This window comes from Mycobacterium shottsii (assembly GCF_010728525.1).
Lineage (GTDB): Bacteria > Actinomycetota > Actinomycetes > Mycobacteriales > Mycobacteriaceae > Mycobacterium > Mycobacterium marinum.
This window is the reverse complement of record NZ_AP022572.1, coordinates 1,113,922-1,131,713: the sequence shown is the minus strand read 5'-3', so window position 1 is coordinate 1,131,713 and position 17,792 is coordinate 1,113,922. Positions and strand designations below refer to the sequence as shown.

Annotated in this window: 13 protein-coding genes and 3 pseudogenes; 4 read left to right on the top strand and 12 right to left on the bottom strand. The window is 65.5% G+C overall.

Annotated features, from left to right (window positions below):
- Positions 1–22: 22 nt before the first annotated feature.
- From G6N41_RS05325 to G6N41_RS05315, 3 genes and pseudogenes are all read right to left on the bottom strand, one after another.
- Complete coding sequence (locus G6N41_RS05325) at positions 23–2,365, bottom strand: FdhF/YdeP family oxidoreductase (protein ID WP_198966801.1); 2,343 nt, start codon at positions 2,363–2,365, stop codon at positions 23–25.
- Between the two features lie 161 nt (positions 2,366–2,526).
- A pseudogene (locus tag G6N41_RS05320) lies at positions 2,527–3,916 on the bottom strand (ATP-binding protein).
- A gap of 132 nt (positions 3,917–4,048) precedes the next feature.
- The gene (locus G6N41_RS05315) at positions 4,049–5,221 is read right to left on the bottom strand and encodes a nitroreductase family protein (RefSeq protein ID WP_198966800.1); all 1,173 of its coding nucleotides are present in this window, start codon (positions 5,219–5,221) and stop codon (positions 4,049–4,051) included.
- Between the two features lie 101 nt (positions 5,222–5,322).
- Between G6N41_RS05315 and G6N41_RS05310 the strand changes: the two genes are divergently transcribed.
- Entirely contained in the window at positions 5,323–5,898 is a 576-nt protein-coding gene (locus G6N41_RS05310) for a TetR/AcrR family transcriptional regulator (protein WP_198966799.1), read from the top strand.
- A 123-nt stretch (positions 5,899–6,021) separates the two neighbouring features.
- Here G6N41_RS05310 and G6N41_RS05305 read toward each other — a convergent pair whose 3' ends face one another.
- The 4 genes and pseudogenes from G6N41_RS05305 to G6N41_RS05290 form a co-directional block, all read right to left on the bottom strand.
- Positions 6,022–6,288 carry a hypothetical protein gene (locus G6N41_RS05305; RefSeq protein ID WP_038581249.1) on the bottom strand — a complete coding sequence of 89 codons (267 nt, stop codon included), beginning with the start codon at positions 6,286–6,288 and terminating at the stop codon, positions 6,022–6,024.
- Positions 6,285–7,277: pseudogene (locus G6N41_RS05300) on the bottom strand (hypothetical protein). Before G6N41_RS05300 ends, G6N41_RS05305 begins: the two are co-directional and overlap by 4 nt.
- Positions 7,278–7,577 (bottom strand): hypothetical protein, encoded by a 300-nt coding sequence (locus G6N41_RS05295; protein ID WP_116267526.1) that lies wholly within the window; start codon positions 7,575–7,577, stop codon positions 7,278–7,280.
- A gap of 146 nt (positions 7,578–7,723) precedes the next feature.
- Positions 7,724–8,605 carry a haloalkane dehalogenase gene (locus G6N41_RS05290; protein ID WP_038578190.1) on the bottom strand — a complete coding sequence of 294 codons (882 nt, stop codon included), beginning with the start codon at positions 8,603–8,605 and terminating at the stop codon, positions 7,724–7,726.
- A gap of 347 nt (positions 8,606–8,952) precedes the next feature.
- On the opposite strand from G6N41_RS05290, the gene G6N41_RS05285 reads away from it, so the two are divergent.
- Positions 8,953–9,927: a PE family protein gene (locus G6N41_RS05285; protein ID WP_198966798.1), complete on the top strand. Its 975-nt coding sequence runs from the start codon at positions 8,953–8,955 to the stop codon at positions 9,925–9,927.
- Between the two features lie 36 nt (positions 9,928–9,963).
- Here the strand turns inward: G6N41_RS05285 and G6N41_RS05280 are convergent, their stop codons facing one another.
- From G6N41_RS05280 to G6N41_RS05265, 4 genes and pseudogenes are all read right to left on the bottom strand, one after another.
- On the bottom strand, positions 9,964–11,403 hold the full coding sequence (locus G6N41_RS05280) for an FAD-binding oxidoreductase (protein ID WP_198967727.1): 1,440 nt from the start codon (positions 11,401–11,403) through the stop codon (positions 9,964–9,966).
- A gap of 159 nt (positions 11,404–11,562) precedes the next feature.
- The gene (locus G6N41_RS05275; RefSeq protein ID WP_198966797.1) at positions 11,563–12,648 is read right to left on the bottom strand and encodes an LOG family protein; all 1,086 of its coding nucleotides are present in this window, start codon (positions 12,646–12,648) and stop codon (positions 11,563–11,565) included.
- Positions 12,649–12,762: 114 nt separating this feature from the next.
- A pseudogene (locus G6N41_RS05270) lies at positions 12,763–13,368 on the bottom strand (TetR/AcrR family transcriptional regulator).
- Positions 13,369–13,510: 142 nt separating this feature from the next.
- Positions 13,511–14,524: a glycoside hydrolase family 6 protein gene (locus G6N41_RS05265; protein ID WP_231608978.1), complete on the bottom strand. Its 1,014-nt coding sequence runs from the start codon at positions 14,522–14,524 to the stop codon at positions 13,511–13,513.
- A gap of 260 nt (positions 14,525–14,784) precedes the next feature.
- On the opposite strand from G6N41_RS05265, the gene G6N41_RS05260 reads away from it, so the two are divergent.
- Both G6N41_RS05260 and G6N41_RS05255 read left to right on the top strand, forming a co-directional pair.
- Positions 14,785–15,816: a fused (3R)-hydroxyacyl-ACP dehydratase subunits HadA/HadB gene (locus G6N41_RS05260; protein WP_198966795.1), complete on the top strand. Its 1,032-nt coding sequence runs from the start codon at positions 14,785–14,787 to the stop codon at positions 15,814–15,816.
- Positions 15,817–16,057: 241 nt separating this feature from the next.
- Positions 16,058–16,285, top strand: a complete 228-nt coding sequence (locus G6N41_RS05255; RefSeq protein WP_321573805.1) for a 2TM domain-containing protein — start codon at positions 16,058–16,060, stop codon at positions 16,283–16,285.
- Between the two features lie 105 nt (positions 16,286–16,390).
- Here the strand turns inward: G6N41_RS05255 and G6N41_RS05250 are convergent, their stop codons facing one another.
- The gene (locus G6N41_RS05250; protein ID WP_231608833.1) at positions 16,391–17,776 is read right to left on the bottom strand and encodes a phenylacetate--CoA ligase family protein; all 1,386 of its coding nucleotides are present in this window, start codon (positions 17,774–17,776) and stop codon (positions 16,391–16,393) included.
- Between the last annotated feature and the right edge of the window lie 16 nt (positions 17,777–17,792).

The following is a 17,792-nucleotide window of genomic DNA, read 5'->3' as shown; positions in this document are numbered from 1 at the left end:
CATTGAGCCGCGCCGAGCCGCACTACCGGCGGTCGTCGCCACCCGAGGCCGGCTCCACCCGCACGACGATCGCCTTCGAGACCGGGGTGTTCGACTTTTCCGCGGTGTGGTCCAGCGGCACTAGTGGATTGGTCTCCGGATAGTAGGCCGCCGCGTTGCCGACCGGAGTCGAATAGCCAATCACCAGAAAGTCTTTTGCCCGCCGTTCCTGCAGATTGCCGCCCGCATCGTGGTATTCCGACACCAAATCGACGCGCTCCCCCGCCGTCAGTCCCAGCGCTTCGATGTCGGAGGGATTCATGAACACCACCCGCCGGCCACCCTTCACCCCGCGATAGCGATCATCGAGCCCGTACACCGTGGTGTTGTACTGGTCGTGGCTGCGCATCGTTTGCAGGATCAGTCGTCCCGGCGGCACCGGAACCCACTGCAGTGGGCTGACCGAGAAGTTCGCTTTTCCGGTGCTGGTGGGAAATTCGCGGGCATCGCGCGGCGGATGGGGCAGCTGGAAGCCGTCGGGCTGACGCACCCTGCGGTTGTAGTCCGCACATCCGGGCACCACGGAGGCGATGGCATCGCGGATGGTGTCGTAGTCGCTCGCGAATCGCTCCCACGGAACCGGATGCTGCGCTCCGAGTAGGGTGCGTGCGAGCTGGCAGACGATCTGAACCTCGCTGCGCACCTGGTCGCTGGGCGGATGCAGGCTGCCGCGGGACAAGTGCACCATCGACATCGAATCCTCCACCGACACCACCTGCTTACGGCCGTCGCGAAGGTCGCGGTCGGTGCGGCCCAGGGTCGGCAGGATCAGCGCCGTGCTGCCGTGCACCAGGTGGCTGCGGTTGAGCTTCGTCGAAATCTGCACGGTCAGTGCGCAACTGCGCAAGGCTGCTTCGGTGACGGCGGTATCTGGAGTGGCCGATGCGAAGTTGCCACCCATCGCCATGAACACCGCCGCCTGCCCGTCGCGCATGGCCCGGATCGCGGCCACGGTGTCGTAGCCGTGTTTGCGCGGACTGTCGATGCCGAATTCGCGATCCAGCGCGGCCAGGAATTGTTCGGGCATCTGCTCCCAGATGCCCATCGTGCGGTCGCCTTGCACGTTGGAATGTCCGCGCACCGGGCACACACCCGCGCCCGGCTTGCCGATCATGCCGCGCAGTAACAGCAGGTTGGTGGCCTCACCGATGGTGGCCACCGCATGGCTGTGCTGCGTCAAGCCCATTGCCCAGCAAATGACCGTGCGCTGCGAGGCCATCACCATTGCCGCGATGCGCTCAAGCTGCGGCGCGCCAATGCCCGTCGCGGCCAGCACGGTGTCCATATCGATCTGCAAAGTGCGACGCCGATATTCGTCGAACCCGGCGCAATGCTGGTCGACGAAGGCCTGGTCGACGACGGTGCCCGGGGCGCGTTCCTCGGCTTCCAGCAGCAGCCTGCCCAGCCCGGCGAACAACGCCATGTCGCCGCCGATGCGGATCTGCACGAACTCGTCGGCGATGGGCACACCGTGCCCGACCACCCCGTTCATCTTCTGCGGGTCTTTGAACCGGATCAACCCGGCCTCGGGTAGCGGATTGACGGCAATGATCTTTGTGCCGTTGGCTTTTGCCTTCTCCAGCACCGTCAGCATGCGCGGGTGGTTGGTGCCCGGGTTTTGCCCGGCGATGATGATCAGGTCGGCATGCTCGACGTCATCGACCGTGACCGATCCTTTTCCGATCCCGATCGATTCGCTCAGGGCCGACCCCGAGGATTCATGGCACATGTTCGAGCAATCGGGCAGGTTGTTGGTGCCGAAGCTGCGGGCCAAAAGCTGGTAGCAGAAGGCGGCCTCGTTGCTGGTACGCCCCGACGTATAGAACAGCGCCTCATCCGGGCTTCCCAGCGCCTTGAGGTGCTCGGCGATCAGCCGGTAGGCCTCGTCCCAGCCGATCGGCCGGTAATGGTCGTCGCCGGGCCGCAGGACCATCGGATGGGAAAGGCGGCCCTGTTGGGAAAGCCAGTATTCGGGCTTGGCCAACAATTCCGTGACCGAATGCCGGGCGAAGAATTCCGGCGTGACGGTGCGTCTGGTGGCCTCCTCGGCAACGGCCTTGGCGCCGTTCTCGCAGAACTCGGCCAGTTTGCGGCCACCGGGCTCTTCGGGCCACGCGCAGCCCGGGCAATCGAAGCCGTTGCGCCGATTCAGGCGGGCCAGCGCGGCCGCGGTACGCAATGCCCCCATCTGTTCCAGGCCACGTTGTAGCGACACCAGCACCGCGCGCACACCCGCGGCTTCGCGTTTGGGCGAGGTGACCGTTATCGAGTCCTCGTCGTATTCGGCAGGAACGTCACCAGATGCTGTCGAGCGCTGGAAGGCCACCTCGTCAAACTACATCGCCGGGCGCGTCCATCGGCGGGCCAACCGGCTGCGGCGAAACTCGCCGCCGCGCCCTTCGCGCGCCGGACCGGGCTAAGGTCCACTGAAGCAATGGCTTTCGCCGAGGCGGTGGTGGCGAACCGGCACCAATCCCGCCCGCGGCTCTACAGGTACATCCCGTGCGGCACCGTCGCCCGGTAGCGCCCGCTGCCCAGTTCAGCCAGCAGCGCTGCCGTGCTCACGGAGCCGCGATCGCCGGCCAGCACGGCGCGGCGGACGACTTCGCGGATATCGCTACCGCTGGTCCGCTCGGGGAGTGCGGCCACTACCGCCGCCGTGTCGACGGCCGCTCCCCCCGGGAATGTCGCGGATCAGCGCCGCCAGAATGCGGGCGGCGTCGGCGCGGTTGGGGTAGCCGACCTCGACGATGGAGTCGAACCGCCCGGTGCGCACCGCCGCCTTGTCCAGGGTCTCGGCGTCGTTGGTGGAGGCCAGGGTTAGGATGCGAGCCTCGGACCGAATGTCCATTGCCCCCAACAGCTCCGAGAGGCCGCCATCACCGGCCCGGCGGTCCCGGCACCACAGGTCGACGTCTTCCAACACGATGAGCACCGGACCGCCGAGGCGCTGGGCCTCTTCCACAACGGCGGTCAGCAGGTCCGCCCCCGCTTTGGCCTCGACGTAGATGACGGTGAATTCACCGACCACCTCGGCCGCCACCACCGCGCTGACCGCCGACTTGCCGGTGCCGGGCGGGCCGCACAACAGCACACCGCGCCGTGCTCCCAGGCCGTGCGCGTTGAGCAGGTCGTGGCGGTCGCGCACCGAGGCGACACCGAGATCTACCTCGGTCCACACCGCGTCGGGGACGATGACGGTGTCGCGGGTCGCCGTCGATGGCAGGTCGATCACACTGAAGTTCAGGCCGTGGTTGTTGTTCGCGCACACCGCTTCGCCCCGGTATGGGTTGAGTTCGTTGGCCCGTTCGGCGAGCCGATCCAGCACGGCGCGGGCATGGGCCTGGTTGTCCGGCGTTACGTACGCGCTGACCTCGTCGGAATACATGACCGTCTCGCGCGCCTCGATGTGGATGACGCAACCCGTCTCAGCCAGCAGCGTCCCGGCCGGAAAGTGCACGCACAAGCACAGTGGGTGGCGGTAGCGGCGGCCACCGATCTCGGTCTGGGTCCACTTCGGCGGGTAGGCGTGTTCGCCCGGGCCGACTTCGCAGGCGTGCGCGTGTTGCTCGATCCATTCGGCCAGCGCCAGCGCGGTGGTCAACCGGGAAACGGGATTGAGATCGCGTTCTTCGTCCAGTAGGTGCCCGGAATCCGGCACGCCCAGACAGTGTGCGATGAAGCGATCGGCGTTCTCGCAAACTTCGCGCTCGGCGACGCCGATCAGCAACTCGTAGAGTGCGCGCAGCGCGGGCCGGACGCCGTACTCCAGCCCGTCCAGCCACGCGTTGACGTCCGTGATGGGCTGGCGGCGCGCCTCATAACCGCCGGTTAGGCCGGTGGTCAGGTCGGTCAGTTCATCGTTGGTCAGGGTCATGGCTGTCTGCTGGTCGGGTACCGGGTTGGATACTGGTCGGGCAATGGTCAACGGACCAGGATCACACCCGGCCAGCAGACGGTCAACCGATTTTGTTGCAGCCCGGCGCCCTCGGCCCACCCGAGATGCTGTTCAGCTCTTGGGATCAGCGATCCAGCTCACGTCATAGTGCGGCACATCCGGGTAGCCCCGGATGCCCGGGGCATCCGCCGGCAGTACCGCGAAGTGGCCCGGGATGCCCAGCTCCGCACAGCCGGTTTCCCAATTGGCGCACCAGATGCCCACCGCAACGGGTGCATAGAAGCGCGATGTCGTGGTGGCGAAAAAGTCGAGTCGCGCGACTCGCGCTGTGCCATTGCGGGATTCGGCCACCGCAACACATCGGGTGGTCTGGGCGTTGTAGGACGATAGCGACCATTGGCAGACCTCGTAGCAGCGGCCAAATGCGGCGAACGGCGCGGTGTCGGCGGCCAGCGGCACGCGCAGGTTCGGGTCCGCGAAAAACAAGGACGCCAGCGGCAGGCGACGGTTCTGGACCCGTTCTATCAGCCGAATGAACAAGGGCAGGAACCGTGATCGGTAACCCAAGGCACAGATACAGACCACGTGATCCAGGCTGGGGTCGAATCGATCACCCAAGTGTTCGACAACCCGGGTTTGGTTGGCGCCCGGGCCGATCCAGCAGGTGGACGCCCCCGTCCGGGTGGCGTGCAGCACCACTTTCTGCAGACTGCGGCCGACGTCGAGCAGCGCTAGCCGGTCGTAGTTTCGCGGTGCTATGGCCACCAGAAACTCGTGCGCTCCCTCGACCGTCCAGGCCAGCCGCGTAGCCCGAATGTACTCGAAACGGATTGGGCTGGTGCCGATCAGCCGGTCGCGATCAGTGCACGCCGCTGCCACTCGCATCAGCTCGCTCCGATCATGCTCAGTGAGGTCACGTTTTTGGAAGGAGTGGCACGAGCGTCGTGCGCGCATCATGTCGAAGGCATTCGGATGATCGCTGCGCCGCGGTAACGACTCGGCGGGCCGTAGCCCCCACTTCACGGTGATGACATCGAGGATCGATATCACCAGCAAGATCAGGCCGATTCCCAAGGGCGTCCACAACAGCAGCGGCTGCCACACCCCGATCAGCCATCCGAGCCCCGCGACAGCGAGGAACGCAGCCGCAACGACCGCGGTGATCAGGTATTGCAGCCAACCGGTGAACTGCAACCGGACCTTGGTGCGCCACAGGATAGAGCGCCGCGGCCTTTGGGTCGGGTACGTGTCGTGGTCCTGCGGCAGCTGCTGCGTGTCAGTCATGGTCGACCTCTCCATCTGGTCCCACCGGAGCCTGCTTAATGCAAGCGTATACTTGCATTAAGCGCTTTGGCTACGCTCTGATTCCGGAAGTTCGGAGGCAAATGCCCAGATATATCGACGTCGATGGCCTATTCGACATATCGGTGACGATTTTCGCCGAGTGCGGGTACCGGGCTACCACCACCCAGGAGATCGCCCGCCGCGCCGGCGTCAACGAGGTGACGCTGTTTCGCCGCTACGGCAACAAGGCCACGCTGATCAACAGCGCGCTCACCCACGCTTTGGCGAACTCCCCATTCGCGCGAGTGGTGGCCACCGATGATGTCCGGGGCGACCTCCTTGCACTGGTGACCGCCTATGCCGAGACCGTCCAGAAGTATGGGGGCGCGGTGGTGACCCTGGCGGTCGAGGTGCCCCGCCATCCCGAACTCGGTACGGCCATGGCGGCGCTGATGCCCAACCTGCACAACGCGGCGCAGGTGATCGCAACGCACCAGACCCAAGGCCGACTGGCACCCGGTGACCCCTACCAAAAGCTGGTGATGTTGCTTGGACCGCTGATGGCCGCCGGCCTGTGGTCGCGCACCGGGGCCGAAGCACTGGCATCGCAACTAGACTTCGGCGCCCTGGTCGCGGGATTCCTTGATGGACACCGCGCACCAGAAGGCCGTCGGTAGCCGAGTCCGGTTAGCCGCCCGCGAGGGCCCAGTTGTGCCGTGTCGGGAAACAGCGCGGCCCATCGTCGCTGAAAGCCCAAGGGGTCGTTACGTTCACCGAAGATGGTCAGCAGCCGACGATCGCTACGCCTTGCGGTCTTTGGAGAAACCTCGACTACGCTGCGCTCTGCGGTGGTTGAAAACCACCGCCGGACCGAACAGCAGCAACGACAGCACCACCGAGACGATGACCAAGTTGGTCTGGCCGGTGGCCACCAGCACCGCGATCAGCGCTACAACGACGGCGCCGGCCACGAGGTAGGAGGCTGCACGGTAGTGCGGGCGCCAGGCACCCCACAGCGCCAGACCAAACGCGCCAGTCAGGATTGCGTTCGCTAGTACGTCCATTATTTGCTTCCCGTGAGGCATTGCAGCAGACCCCCGCCCGCCACGAGGGTGTTGAGACCGCCGGCCACAGCGACGGCGACTCCCGCCCCGGTCTCTGCTGTGAGCCCGCCGATGCCGGTGGTTATCACACCTGTGGCGAACTGTGTGGTCCGTCCGATCCAGTCACTGGTGCTGCAGTGGGTGCGGGCGTAGTCGATGTCGTTGAAGTGCGCCTATAGATCCGCCACCTGTCCGCGCAACCACGCGGTCTTGGGGTCGTTTTCGGGCAGCGACTGCACGAGCCGTTGCAGATTGTCCACAAGACCCTGGCCGGTCAGGTTGGCTTGATCATCGCCGAGGAGCATCTGCTGCAACTTAGGGCTCAGGCCAGCACCAGGCGGTGCTCCCTGTGTTCCATCGGGGGTGTCCCATGGTGCAAATGGGGGTGGGTCGGTGGCGTCGTCTCGTGTGAAGTCGACCAACTGAACCCCGCCGCCGTTCTGCGCAGAGGTGACGCTACTGAGACCGGCGGTGGTGGCGGTAAGTTGGCCTGCAACCTTGACCTCGGCCCCGTCGAGCTGTTCGGCGCGCAAGCGGATGTCACCGGCGAATGCTTGCGCCTGAGCCTGTCGAGCGGCCTGCGCGGCGGCCGTAGCGCTAGCGCGGGTGTCGGTGACCGATAAGCCTTCTCCGACAGTGAATCCCGCGTTCTGGGCGTCCTCGACAGCATAGAGAACTCGTCTTTGGGCTGCGCTGATGTCGCTGGCACCATTGCGCGCGATCCCGGCTGCCTGACGCAGCATGTCGGCTTTTGCGCTGACAATCGGGAGGTCGGCGCTGGTCCGTTCCCGTAGCGCGTCCCCGCCAGCGCCGCTCCAGCCCAGGGCATAGGACTGGTTTCGCATCTGGAAGAACGCGTTTTCCCACTGATCGGCGGTCTTGGTCCAGTAGCCGGCCGCATCGATGAGGTGCTCGGTGCTCCATGCCCGGATTTGCGACAGGGTGGCCGGCATCTACACCACCCTCACCTGCGTCACGGCGGCCATCTCGCCCGCTGCGGTCGCCTCTTGGTTGGCGTAACTTGCGGCCGCACCGGTCACCCCGGTAGCCGTAGCCTGAGTTCGGGTGGCCAAGGCCGCCGCAGCGCCGGCGATTGCTGCGTTGATGCCCTTCACCGCCGCCGTAGTGGCTTGGAATGGCTGGCCCGGTGCCGGCGGCGTTGCCCCGGTAGCGAGTCGGGCGCCAAGGCTCTGCCATTGGCTGGACGCAACCCCGAGCTGATCAAGTACGACCTGCAGTTGATCCGATCCCATCCGGGTGAGTCTAAGTCGAGGTCACGTGGACGGGCTATTCAGGCCAATTCACGACCGCCGAAGAAACGACACCGCCCACGGGGGCTGAGACAGAAAGCGATCACTCCCGAATCTCTGGAAACGAGACATCGCGACATGTCGCGCGTTCAGCCGAGACTCGACAGCCAGTCAGCTATCGCCTGGCCGATCTCATGCGGGCTGTCCTCTTGGATGAAGTGGCTACCGGGCACCGTTACCTCGGTCAGGTTGGTCCAACTTCGGCAGAACTCGCGTTGCGGTCCGGTGAGAATGGCACCGGGCTCGGCGTTGATAAACAGCTTTGGGAAATCCGCGGTGGGCAGCCACTGGGCGTAGTCGGAAGCGATCTGATGCACGTCGGCAGGCTCACCCTCGATTGGTATCTCACGCGGCCAGCTCAGCGTCGGCCGGCGGTGTCGCGGCTCGACGAACGGGCGCCGGTACTCGTCGTGTTCGGCGGGGGTGAGACCGCGCAGGATGGAACCGGGCAGGACCGCCTCCACAAACAGGTTCTTGTCAATGACCATCTGTTCACCCGCATCCGAGCGGAACCCCCGAAAGATTCCCGCTGCGGACTCGGGCCACTCCGCCCAAGTCACCGGCCGCACAATGGCCTCCATGAAAGCGATGCCGCCGATCCGCTCGCGGTGGCGATTGGCCCAGTCGAATCCGAGGGCCGAGCCCCAGTCGTGGATCACCAAAACGACATCATCGCCGAGGTCGAGCTGGTCAAGAAGACCGTCGAGGTAATGCCGATGCTCAACGAAGCGGTAACTGCCCGGTCCGGTGTCATCGAGCTTGTCCGAGTCACCCTGCCCGATGAGATCGGGAGCGATACAGCGCGCGCGATCGGACACATGCGGAATGATGTTGCGCCACAAATACGATGAGGTCGGATTGCCGTGCAGGAACACAACCGAACGGCCCTCACCGCTTTCGTGGTACGCCATTTGCTTGCCGTCAACGGCCAGGCGGCGTTTGGTGAGTGGAGTGGGATCGATCTCGGTCATCGGAGCCTCCAAGTGGGTCGGCGAGAATGCCTGGACTCGAGCATAGTAGCCGGGCAGGCCGTATCGGCAGTCGATCGGTGGCGCCCCAGCCGGCACTGGCTCAAGTCCCTTCTCCCACAACGCGGCTAACCCCACGGTTCGGGCCTTCAACATTGCCCGTACCCGGCATGCTGTCAGAGCCACTCCCAAATGAATGGTGATTGAACGGCGTTGCCGGAAAACGCGCGGGACCAAATTGCCCAATCAGTCAAAAATCAGTTTTCCCACCCGGCGAGCTGAGGTGCCGTTACGCTCATTTTCGCCCTTATCGTCGGGCACCCACGGTAATGCGTCGATGGGAGAAGGAAATGTCCTTTGTACTCACGACACCGGAGCTGATGACGACGGCGGCCCAAGACTTGGCGGCTATTCGTTCCACGTTGGGAGAGGCAAGCGCGACCGCTGCCGCCCCCACAACAGCATTAGCGGCCGCGGCCGAAGATGAGATATCGACCGGGATCGCGGCGTTGTTCGGTGCCTTCGGCTCCGACTACCAAGCGATCAGCGCCCAGGCGCAGGCTTTTCACGAGCAGCTGATCGATCTATTGACCGCAAGCGGTGGTGCCTACCTCAGCGCCGAGACCGCAGCTACCGCCACCGTCACAACCGGCGGTTTCCCGAGCCTGGTCGCCAACACCACCGCCAATCTGCAGACCATTGCAGACACCTGGACCAACCAAACGGTGCCCATCCTGACACACGCCGTCACCGGGTATCCGCAGCTGATTTCCACCTCACTGGCCAGCGGCAACGTGCTGCCGCTGCTGGCGATACCGGCAAACCTCGCACAGGGCTCCGCCACCCTGTATCAAGCGTTCAGCAGCCCGGTCTCGCTGTCGTTGACGTCGCTGACTCCGTCGGGCATATCGCTCGGGGTCGGGCTCGGACTACCGCAGCTTCTGGCCCTCAACGCTTTGGGCGCCCCCGTCAATGCGGGCCTGGCCGCCGGAGCAAGCGGCACAGCAATTTTCGGTGCGCTACAGGCCGGCGACACGATGGGTGCAATCAGCACGCTCACCGACACCCCCGCCAATATCGCCAACGGATTCCTCAACGGCAGCCAGATGCTATCGATGCAGCTGTCGCTTCCCGGGCTGTCCGTGGCCGCTGACATTCCGTTCTCCGGCCTGCTCAGTCCCCTACAGCCACTCTCCCTGACGGCGACGACACCGGTGCTACCCCTGCTGAATTCACTCACCATCACCGGCCCACCGGTCGGCGGCCTCGTCCCGAGCCTGGTGCAGTATGTGCCGGAACTGCTCGCGACGTCGCTAGGCCCCTAGCCATCGGGCAGCCCGGGATTGCCGGCCACTTGGCCGCTAGAGATTCAGTCCGGAGAACATCACCCGGCCGGGATCGTACTTCTGCCGAACGGCGCTCAGCCCGGACAGGTTCGGACCGAAGTAGCGCGACGCCGGCTGGTTTGCCTCCAGATAGTTCACGTAGCCACCAGCCGAATACGGTTGCACGGCTTGGTGTGCCGTGTTGAGCCAGCCGCTCGCCGCGGCCGGGGAGCCCGGGGTTTCGACATACCACTGCACCAGCGCGGACTGCCGGCGCCACGGAAAGGCCGTGGCCCCCGGCGCCACAGTGGCCAGGGCACCGTCGAGTGCGTGCATGATCGCCAACGCGCGGCCCGCACCGCGCGGGAAGGCGTCGATCGCCGAGGCGATCCCTTTTGCCGCACCCGCGTTGACGGTGGGCAGCACGTCGGACCCGCCAACGTAGCCAAGCGGTGCGGGGTTGAGGTTCCCGACGGCCAAGTACCGCACCAGATCCAGGTAGTTGAATGTGTGGTGGTCGGTACCGATCGGTTGCACCCCGACGGCGGAGGTGATGGCCGAAGCCACGCTGCCACCTGACCCCACCGGACAGGTGGCAAGAATCCGGCAATGCGTGCCCATCGGGTCGACGGTGGCGTCCGCCAGGGCCCAGTTGTTTCGATCGGCGGTGCGCAGCCATTGTTGCCAACCCAGCAGAACCTGCGCGAAGGACTCGGGCGGGAAGTCGAGGTTCACCACGTCGAGGTCTTTGGTGGCGAATGTGGCAAAGGTCAGCGAGGTCGTGACGCCGAAGTTGCCGCCACCGCCGCCGCGCAAGGCCCAGAACAGATCCGGGTTGCTCGCGGCGGACGCGGTGACCGCCTGGCCGCTGGGCAGCACCACCGCCGCCGAGGTCAACGCGTCGCAAAGCAGGCCCGCGTGCCGGGAATGAGCGCCCAGGCCTCCGCCCAACGCGTGCCCAGCGGCGCCGACGCTGGGGCAGGTGCCCGTCGGGATGCCTCGCCCCGCCCCGGCCAACACCTGGTGCATCTCATACAGACTGGTCGACGGTGTCACGGTGACCTGCCCGGTGGCGGCGTCGTAGTTGATGTCGCCGGGAAGCTGTCGCAGGTCGAGGACCATGGCACCGTTGGCGGTGGACGCGCCGATGTAGGAGTGTCCGCCACTGCGCGGGGCGACCTTGAGGTTGTGGGCGGTCGCGAAGGCCATCGCCTTCTGCACGTCTGCCGCCGATGTCGGGGTCACGACCGCCGCGGGCGTGAAATCGTTGTAGTTCGTGTTGAAAACCTTTTTGGCCGTTGCGAACTGGGGTTCATCGTCGGGTCGTAGAACCTTCCCGCCGAGGGCTGAAGAAAGCCCCTCCCAGCCGGAGGGATTCGGCTCGGCGGCGGCGCGGACCGAACCAAACACCGCACCGGCGGCCAACGCACCGGCGGCACCACGCAAAAACGCCTGGCGCGAGATCTCACGCGCCAATGTCAGGCCCCCGCCGCGTGCGGGCCGGCCAATTGCCTCATGCCCGCATTGTTCAGGCAGCACCACCAGGGCACCGAACGAACTGTCGCGTCACGACCGAAACGTGCTCGAACCGTTACCCCGCCCGACTAGTTGAGCGCGGGCACTGGCGCCAAGAACCTAGCGCGCCCCCAGCACACTCGTGGCCGCCTCAGCGGATCCGGCGGCGGCCGCCAGGATCGGCCCAAATCCCTCGGCTTGCATCCGATGGATCATCTTGGTGGTCGACGGGCGATGCTCCAGCAGGGCGTTGACCGCCTCCTCGGCGGTATCGACCACCCGAATCAACCGGCCGAATTCCTCGGGCGTCAGCTTCGCATTACCCACGAATAGGCCTTCAAGAACCGGCAGCACCGGTAGTTTTTCGGTCCAGAATTCCCTGCCGTAGAAGATCATCGGAGAAAATTCCTGGCCGGATCTCGGGTAATAGTTTTGGGCGGCGTTCTGGAAAACCTCCTGCAGTGTTCCCGATGCGCCGGGGGTATATATGATCCCGTTAGCGGCCAGCGAGAGCAGCATGTCTTCGCGGAGGCTGTTCTGGAAATACTTCGCCACATGGGTCGCCAGCGGTGTCAGCGGTTCGCAGCCGTAGTGCCAGGTGGGAACGGCCAGACTGCGCCCTCCGGGATCGGTGAATGTCTGGGCAATCTCGAAGGCGGGTTTGGCCCAACTGTGCAACTGGCGCACGATCGCGGTGTCGACCTCACCGGTCTGCGAGACCACCGACGTGGTGTCGGGCAACGTCGGCCGCGACCTCAGGTGCTGCAACGCATCTGCCACGTCCTGATCCGAGGCGGTCGCCAGCAGCGCACCTAGGTGGGTGGCTTCCATCGTGCCGGGTCCACCGCCACTGGCGACCAGACATCCACCTTGGGTCAGGGTCCGCGCAACGTGCACGACATCTAGGTATCTTGCGGCGCTACGCGGCACGTCATGGCCGCCCATGATCGCCACCGTGGGCACGTCGACGCTGGTGAAGAACTTCGATATTGCGCGCATGATCGAGTGATCGTGCAATGCCTGCATCATCCTGGCGTAGGGGTCATTCGGGCACGCCCCGCCATTGGCGGTGAAGTAACGATAGGTCTGAAAGTCCAACGTTTCGGCGGCGCTGAGTGGCCGTTCCGGATCGAAGCCGCCCATCAGCTCTAGGGACGTGTACAACGAATTTCGCAGCGGCTGAAATGGAATATCCATATTCGGCATGCCCACTCCCGGATAGTGAAGAAGGACTGACGCGTCACGGTACTACTCGGGCTGCGGACTCGTCACGTTTCGCCGAACTTCATAAATTCGCCAGCCTCCGGTCTCACCGCACCATTAGCGACTTGCGTCCCATTCGGCGCGTTTGGCGCGGACGCCATCGACAACGGTGCCTAGTGCCACGGCCACACGGGCTCGGTCATTGCTAGCAAGCAGGTCGAATTGCAGGCCGCGCAACTGGGCGATGAGCAGCGTGGCGAAATTCTCGACCTCCGTGCTGGGTCATCCGGCCTGCACAGCGTGCTGACGGATCGTTTCGATCCAGTCGGTGACGATGCGGTCGAGGAACCCGCGGTACTCGTCTGGGTGGCGCACGGCCTGCGCGTAGGCCTCGAAAAGCAGTTGAGACCGCCGCTGCGCTCCCGGCTCGTTCCAACGCCGCCACAGCGCCTCGACATCATCGGCGCCGAGCTGCTCCGGAATCACGATCCGAGTGCCGATCGCGCCAAGAATTTCGACCAGCAGCTGGTCCTTGGTGCCGAAGTGGTGGCGCAGCGTCACATGCGATACGCCGACCGCGGCGGCCAGCGTGCGAAACGACAGGCCGGTGATCCCGTGTTCGAGCACATGGGCCATGACCGCGTCGAAGATTGCGCCGCGCCGGTGCTGATAGCGCAGCTGACGGCCGTCGGCACGCCGCTCGGTGCCGCTGGTGGAGATCATCGCACTCGCCCCCCTATCCCGCCCTCACAGAGGAATAGCCATACCGCTTGGTAGACCTAATCCGGAAAGATAGACCTACCACATGGTAGAGCCAGGCGGCAACGGGACCGGCCGGCCCGGCATGGGCCGGTACGTGAGACCGCTACTGGCCCGCGTTGTGGGCCAGGTCGATGGCGTACTGGCTGACGAAGTGACCCGCCTGAGGCTCACCGCGGCCGCACGACCCGTCGGACTCACCCGGACGCTTGATCCACAAGTACGCGTCGGCATGCGCGCCGGCGGTGGCGGTGGTGGGCGCCACGCCCAGGGCGCGGCCGTCAGGGTTGCACCAGTTGAGCGGGGACTCCGGGGCCGGGCCGACACCATTTCGGCCCGTGTCGATCACGTAGTGCGAACCGTTCGTCATCCCCGATATCGCCTCGCCATAGCCGATTTCCTCATCGGTGGTGTAGAAGTTCGAGATGTTGAGGCTGAAACCCCGCGCGTAGCCCACATCGACCTGGTTGAGCCGGGCGGCCATCTCCTCGGCGCTCACCCAGCGCGAATGCCCGCCATCGACGTAGACGGCAGCGGCCGGATCACGGGTCAGCGTGTTGACGGCGTAGCGCACCAAGTCGAAGCGTTCCTGGCGCTGGCCGGCCGAAAGGCAGTCGGCCATGGCCAGCGCATCGGGTTCGACGATAATCGCCGCGGGCGCCGAGCCCAGGCCCGACGAGATGGCGTCGATCCATGCGCGGTAGTCGGCACCCGTCGCGAATCCACCCGATGCGTAGCTTCCGCAGTCACGATGCGGAATCCCGTAGAGCGTCAGAATCGGCATGGCGCCGGCGGCCTGCGCGGCACCAGTCTGCCTGGCAACCGTGCCGCCGACGGTGGAGGCCGGGAACGCTTGGTCGAGCCAGTAGGACTGCGGAGTGTTGGCGATGGCGTTCAGCTCAGGACTCGGCGGGTTGGCGTTGCGCGCCGCGACCATTGCGGCCGAGCCGGGATCGACGTAGAAGGGCTGCCCGGCCAGCGGGTTTGCCCCGTCGACCAGGGTCATCGGCGGGGCCGGAACGACCGGCGCCGGGGCGGCAAAAAACGCCAGGTATGCGGCGGCCGAAACGGCCAGGAAGGGAGCGATCCGGCGTGCGAGTGCACCAAAAGCTGAGGACATCACCCCAGCAAAATAGTGCCACAATTCGACAAACGCCAATTAGGGACCGCAGCGCGGACGGAACAGAAATTCTCGATGGCGCCGCCGGGGTGGACCACATGGACGGCGTGGCGGGCTGATCAGGCCGGTCATCGGCACACCCCCGCCGCCGGCCACAGCAGCCAGGCAAACCCCATCGGTGTCTATTAACGCGGCCTTGGCGCGTTACTGTGCTCTGGTCGGCCACACCGAACAAGCCGATAGAAAAGTTGAGCAAATTCATGACCGCAGCAGCAGAAGCGTCGGCGATGGAATCGCGGGTCGGCCACTACTACCGGCTGGACGGAACCTACCGAGTCGGCCGCGAGAAAGTGCGCGAATATGCCCGCGCCGTGCAGGACTACCACCCTGCGCACTGGGATATGGCCGCCGCCGAAAAGCTGGGCTACTCCGGTCTGGTGACGCCGCTGACCTTCACGTCGATACCGGCCATGGCCGCCAATCGCTACCTGTTCGAGTCGGTGGTCGTCGGCTACGACACCTACATGCAGACCGAAGAAGTCTTCGAGCAGCACCGCCCGATCGTGGCCGATGACGAACTGCACGTGGATGTCGAACTGTCCTCGGTACGCAGGATCGCCGGCCGAGACCTCATCACCGTGACCAACACCTTCACCGACACCGCCGGCGAACGGGTGCACACCTTGCACACCACCGTCGTCGGCATCACCGCCGAGGATGTCGATCCGGCGATCAAGTCGGCCGTGCAGAACACGATCATGCACGACGTGAACATCCTCGAGATCGCCGCAGCCGATGCCGCATATCAGAAGACGGTGCGCCCCAAGGGCGAGATTCGCATCGCCGACGGTGGCACGACCCGCACACCGGGTACGCCGTCCTTCGATGACGTGCAGGTGGGCGACGAGCTGCCGGTCCGCCACGCGCGACTGTCCCGCGGCGACCTGGTCAACTACTCCGGCGTCGCCGGCGACGCCAACCCGATCCACTGGGACGAAAACATCGCCAAGCTGGCGGGGCTGCCCGATGTGATCGCCCACGGGATGCTGACCATGGGATTGGGTGCCGGATTCCTCTCCGCATGGTCGGGGGACCCGGGCGCGGTTACCCGCTATGCGGTGCGGCTGTCCCAGCCCGCCATCGTGTCCGCCGCCGAAGGCGCGGACATCGAATACAGCGGCCGGATCAAGTCGCTGGACCCGGCGACCCGCACCGGCGTCGTCATCGTCGCCGCAAAGTCCGGTGGCCGCAAGATCTTCGGCCTCGCGACTCTGAACGTTCGCTTCAGCTGACCGCGGCCCCGGTGGGCCCCACGCGGTAGGGCATCTGGACCACTCACCCGGGCAAGCGTTTTCGGGCCACAGCCGACCAGCCGGTGCGCGCGCCGGCTACGTCACTGACGGCAAAGGGGCCCCGACCTCGAGCAAGGCACTACGTTTCCGTCGAGCCTGCCCGTATGCTCGAGGACATTGGAGATTGCCGGCTCGAACGAGGCGATATGACCGATGAACAGCGACGCCAGGCGCAGCCCGAATCCATGCGAAGCGCAGTTTCTGGTGGCACCTGGGCGCTTACATCCTCGGCAACGCGGCGCTGGTCGCGATCTGGTTTTTTACCTCCGGCGGGTACTTCTGGCCGATATGGCCCGCGCTGGGCTGGGGGATCGGCCTCGTCTTTCACGGCCTCGGCGTATTCCTGGGCATGCGACCGATAACCGAAGAGCAGATTCAGCGGGAAATCGACCGGGGCCATCTGTCGTGACAAAGCGGCGCTAGCCCTGTTGACCCAGCGTCGCCGTTGCCTTCACCTGCCGGGCATGACCGCAAACATGTTGCGTTCGAAAAGAACTCGCGATGGTGGTGACGATCAGTGCGCTGACCATACCTGGCGGAACTTGCCGCTGCGCGGGTCGACGGCGGGCGGTTCGACCGCGTGTTCCACCGCAACGGGTGCGGTTTGCTGCGCGGCGAAAAACGCGTGCAACCGCTCGTCGACCGCACGCCACACCTGGCCCGGGTCCGTGCCGGGTGACATCTCAGGCCGCACCGTCAAGGCCCGTGGACCGGTGCGGATGGCCTGGCACCGGTGCACACCCGGGGTTTCTTCGATTACGGTCACCAGGGCCAGCGGCAACACCGTGATCGCGGTCCCATCGGGCGCCTCGAATGAGAGCAGATCGGCGGCGCGCCCTTCTACCGTGATGGCCGGCAGCCGATTGCCGCACGCGCACGGGGTGCCGGTCGGTTTCACCCGGTCACCCAGGTCATAGCGGATGAGCGGCTGCACCCGATTGGCCAGGTTGGTGACCAAAACGGTGTGGGAGACAGCCCCCGCTGCCGCGGGTTGGTAGTTCTCATCGACCGGCTCGAATAGATACCAGTCGGTGTTGACATGCAATGACCCGTACCGACATTCCATCGACAAGCCGGGGAATTCGGCTGAAGCATAACGATTTTGGATCGGGCAGCCGAACGCCGACTCGATGTCGGCGCGCAGCGCGGGCGTCAGCTGCTCGCCTGCGGCGATCGCCAGCAGAGGCTCAATCGCTAGCCGGCCAGCGCGTTGTTCGCCGGCCAGCAGCGCCACCGCGCTCGGGTAGCCCTCCACGATCGTTGGCTCAAACTCGTTGATTTCCCGCACCAGATCCGGCACCGGTCGCAGCACCGAGAAGACCCGTGCGCGGCTGGCCAGAAAGGCGCTGCGGCGTCGCGCAGCGGCCAACGCGGCCGAGGCACCGATGTGCCCGTCGGCAACGAACAGCGCCGCAGCACGCAGACCGCGCCGCACCACCCCCGACAGCAGCTCTCGTCGAGCGATGAACCGCGATTCGCCCCGGCGGCCGACGAACTGGAACCCCGCCCACGACGCGTCATCGTGAATCAGGATGGCCGGCTCTCCGCTCGTTCCCGATGTCGTCGCGACGTGGTAACGGTCCAGATAGCGGGCCCCCAGCAGCGAGTGGTCGGACAAGAAGTCGCGCCGCAGGGACTCGATGGTGATGTCCGGGTCGGTCACCCAGTCGTCGAAATGCGCCATGAGGTCGCGCTTGGACACGACAGGCAGTGACGCCAGCGGGACCTGCCCCGAAGGAATGTCCCGGTACAGGCGGCGATAGTACGGGGACGCCGTTCGCGCATGCCGGACCAGCATCTGCAATCGGGCCCGTTGGCGCCGCGAGATCGCCGCGCCGTCACCGCGCCGGAAACGCCAGGCCTCCCAGGCAATCAGCGTGGTGCACTCCCCCACCGCCATCACCTACGGGCTCGCC

Excerpts from the sequence above, each read along its gene's own strand:
- G6N41_RS05315 (WP_198966800.1), bottom strand. The coding sequence starts at position 5,221 with ATGACTGACACGCAGCAGCTGCCGCAGGACCACGACACGTACCCGACC.
- G6N41_RS05275 (WP_198966797.1), bottom strand. The coding sequence starts at position 12,648 with ATGCCGAATATGGATATTCCATTTCAGCCGCTGCGAAATTCGTTGTAC.
- G6N41_RS05285 (WP_198966798.1), top strand. The coding sequence starts at position 8,953 with ATGTCCTTTGTACTCACGACACCGGAGCTGATGACGACGGCGGCCCAA.
- G6N41_RS05310 (WP_198966799.1), top strand. The coding sequence starts at position 5,323 with ATGCCCAGATATATCGACGTCGATGGCCTATTCGACATATCGGTGACG.
- G6N41_RS05260 (WP_198966795.1), top strand. The coding sequence starts at position 14,785 with ATGACCGCAGCAGCAGAAGCGTCGGCGATGGAATCGCGGGTCGGCCAC.
- G6N41_RS05295 (WP_116267526.1), bottom strand. The coding sequence starts at position 7,577 with ATGGGATCGGATCAACTGCAGGTCGTACTTGATCAGCTCGGGGTTGCG.
- G6N41_RS05290 (WP_038578190.1), bottom strand. The coding sequence starts at position 8,605 with ATGACCGAGATCGATCCCACTCCACTCACCAAACGCCGCCTGGCCGTT.
- G6N41_RS05250 (WP_231608833.1), bottom strand. The coding sequence starts at position 17,776 with ATGGCGGTGGGGGAGTGCACCACGCTGATTGCCTGGGAGGCCTGGCGT.
- G6N41_RS05265 (WP_231608978.1), bottom strand. The coding sequence starts at position 14,524 with ATGTCCTCAGCTTTTGGTGCACTCGCACGCCGGATCGCTCCCTTCCTG.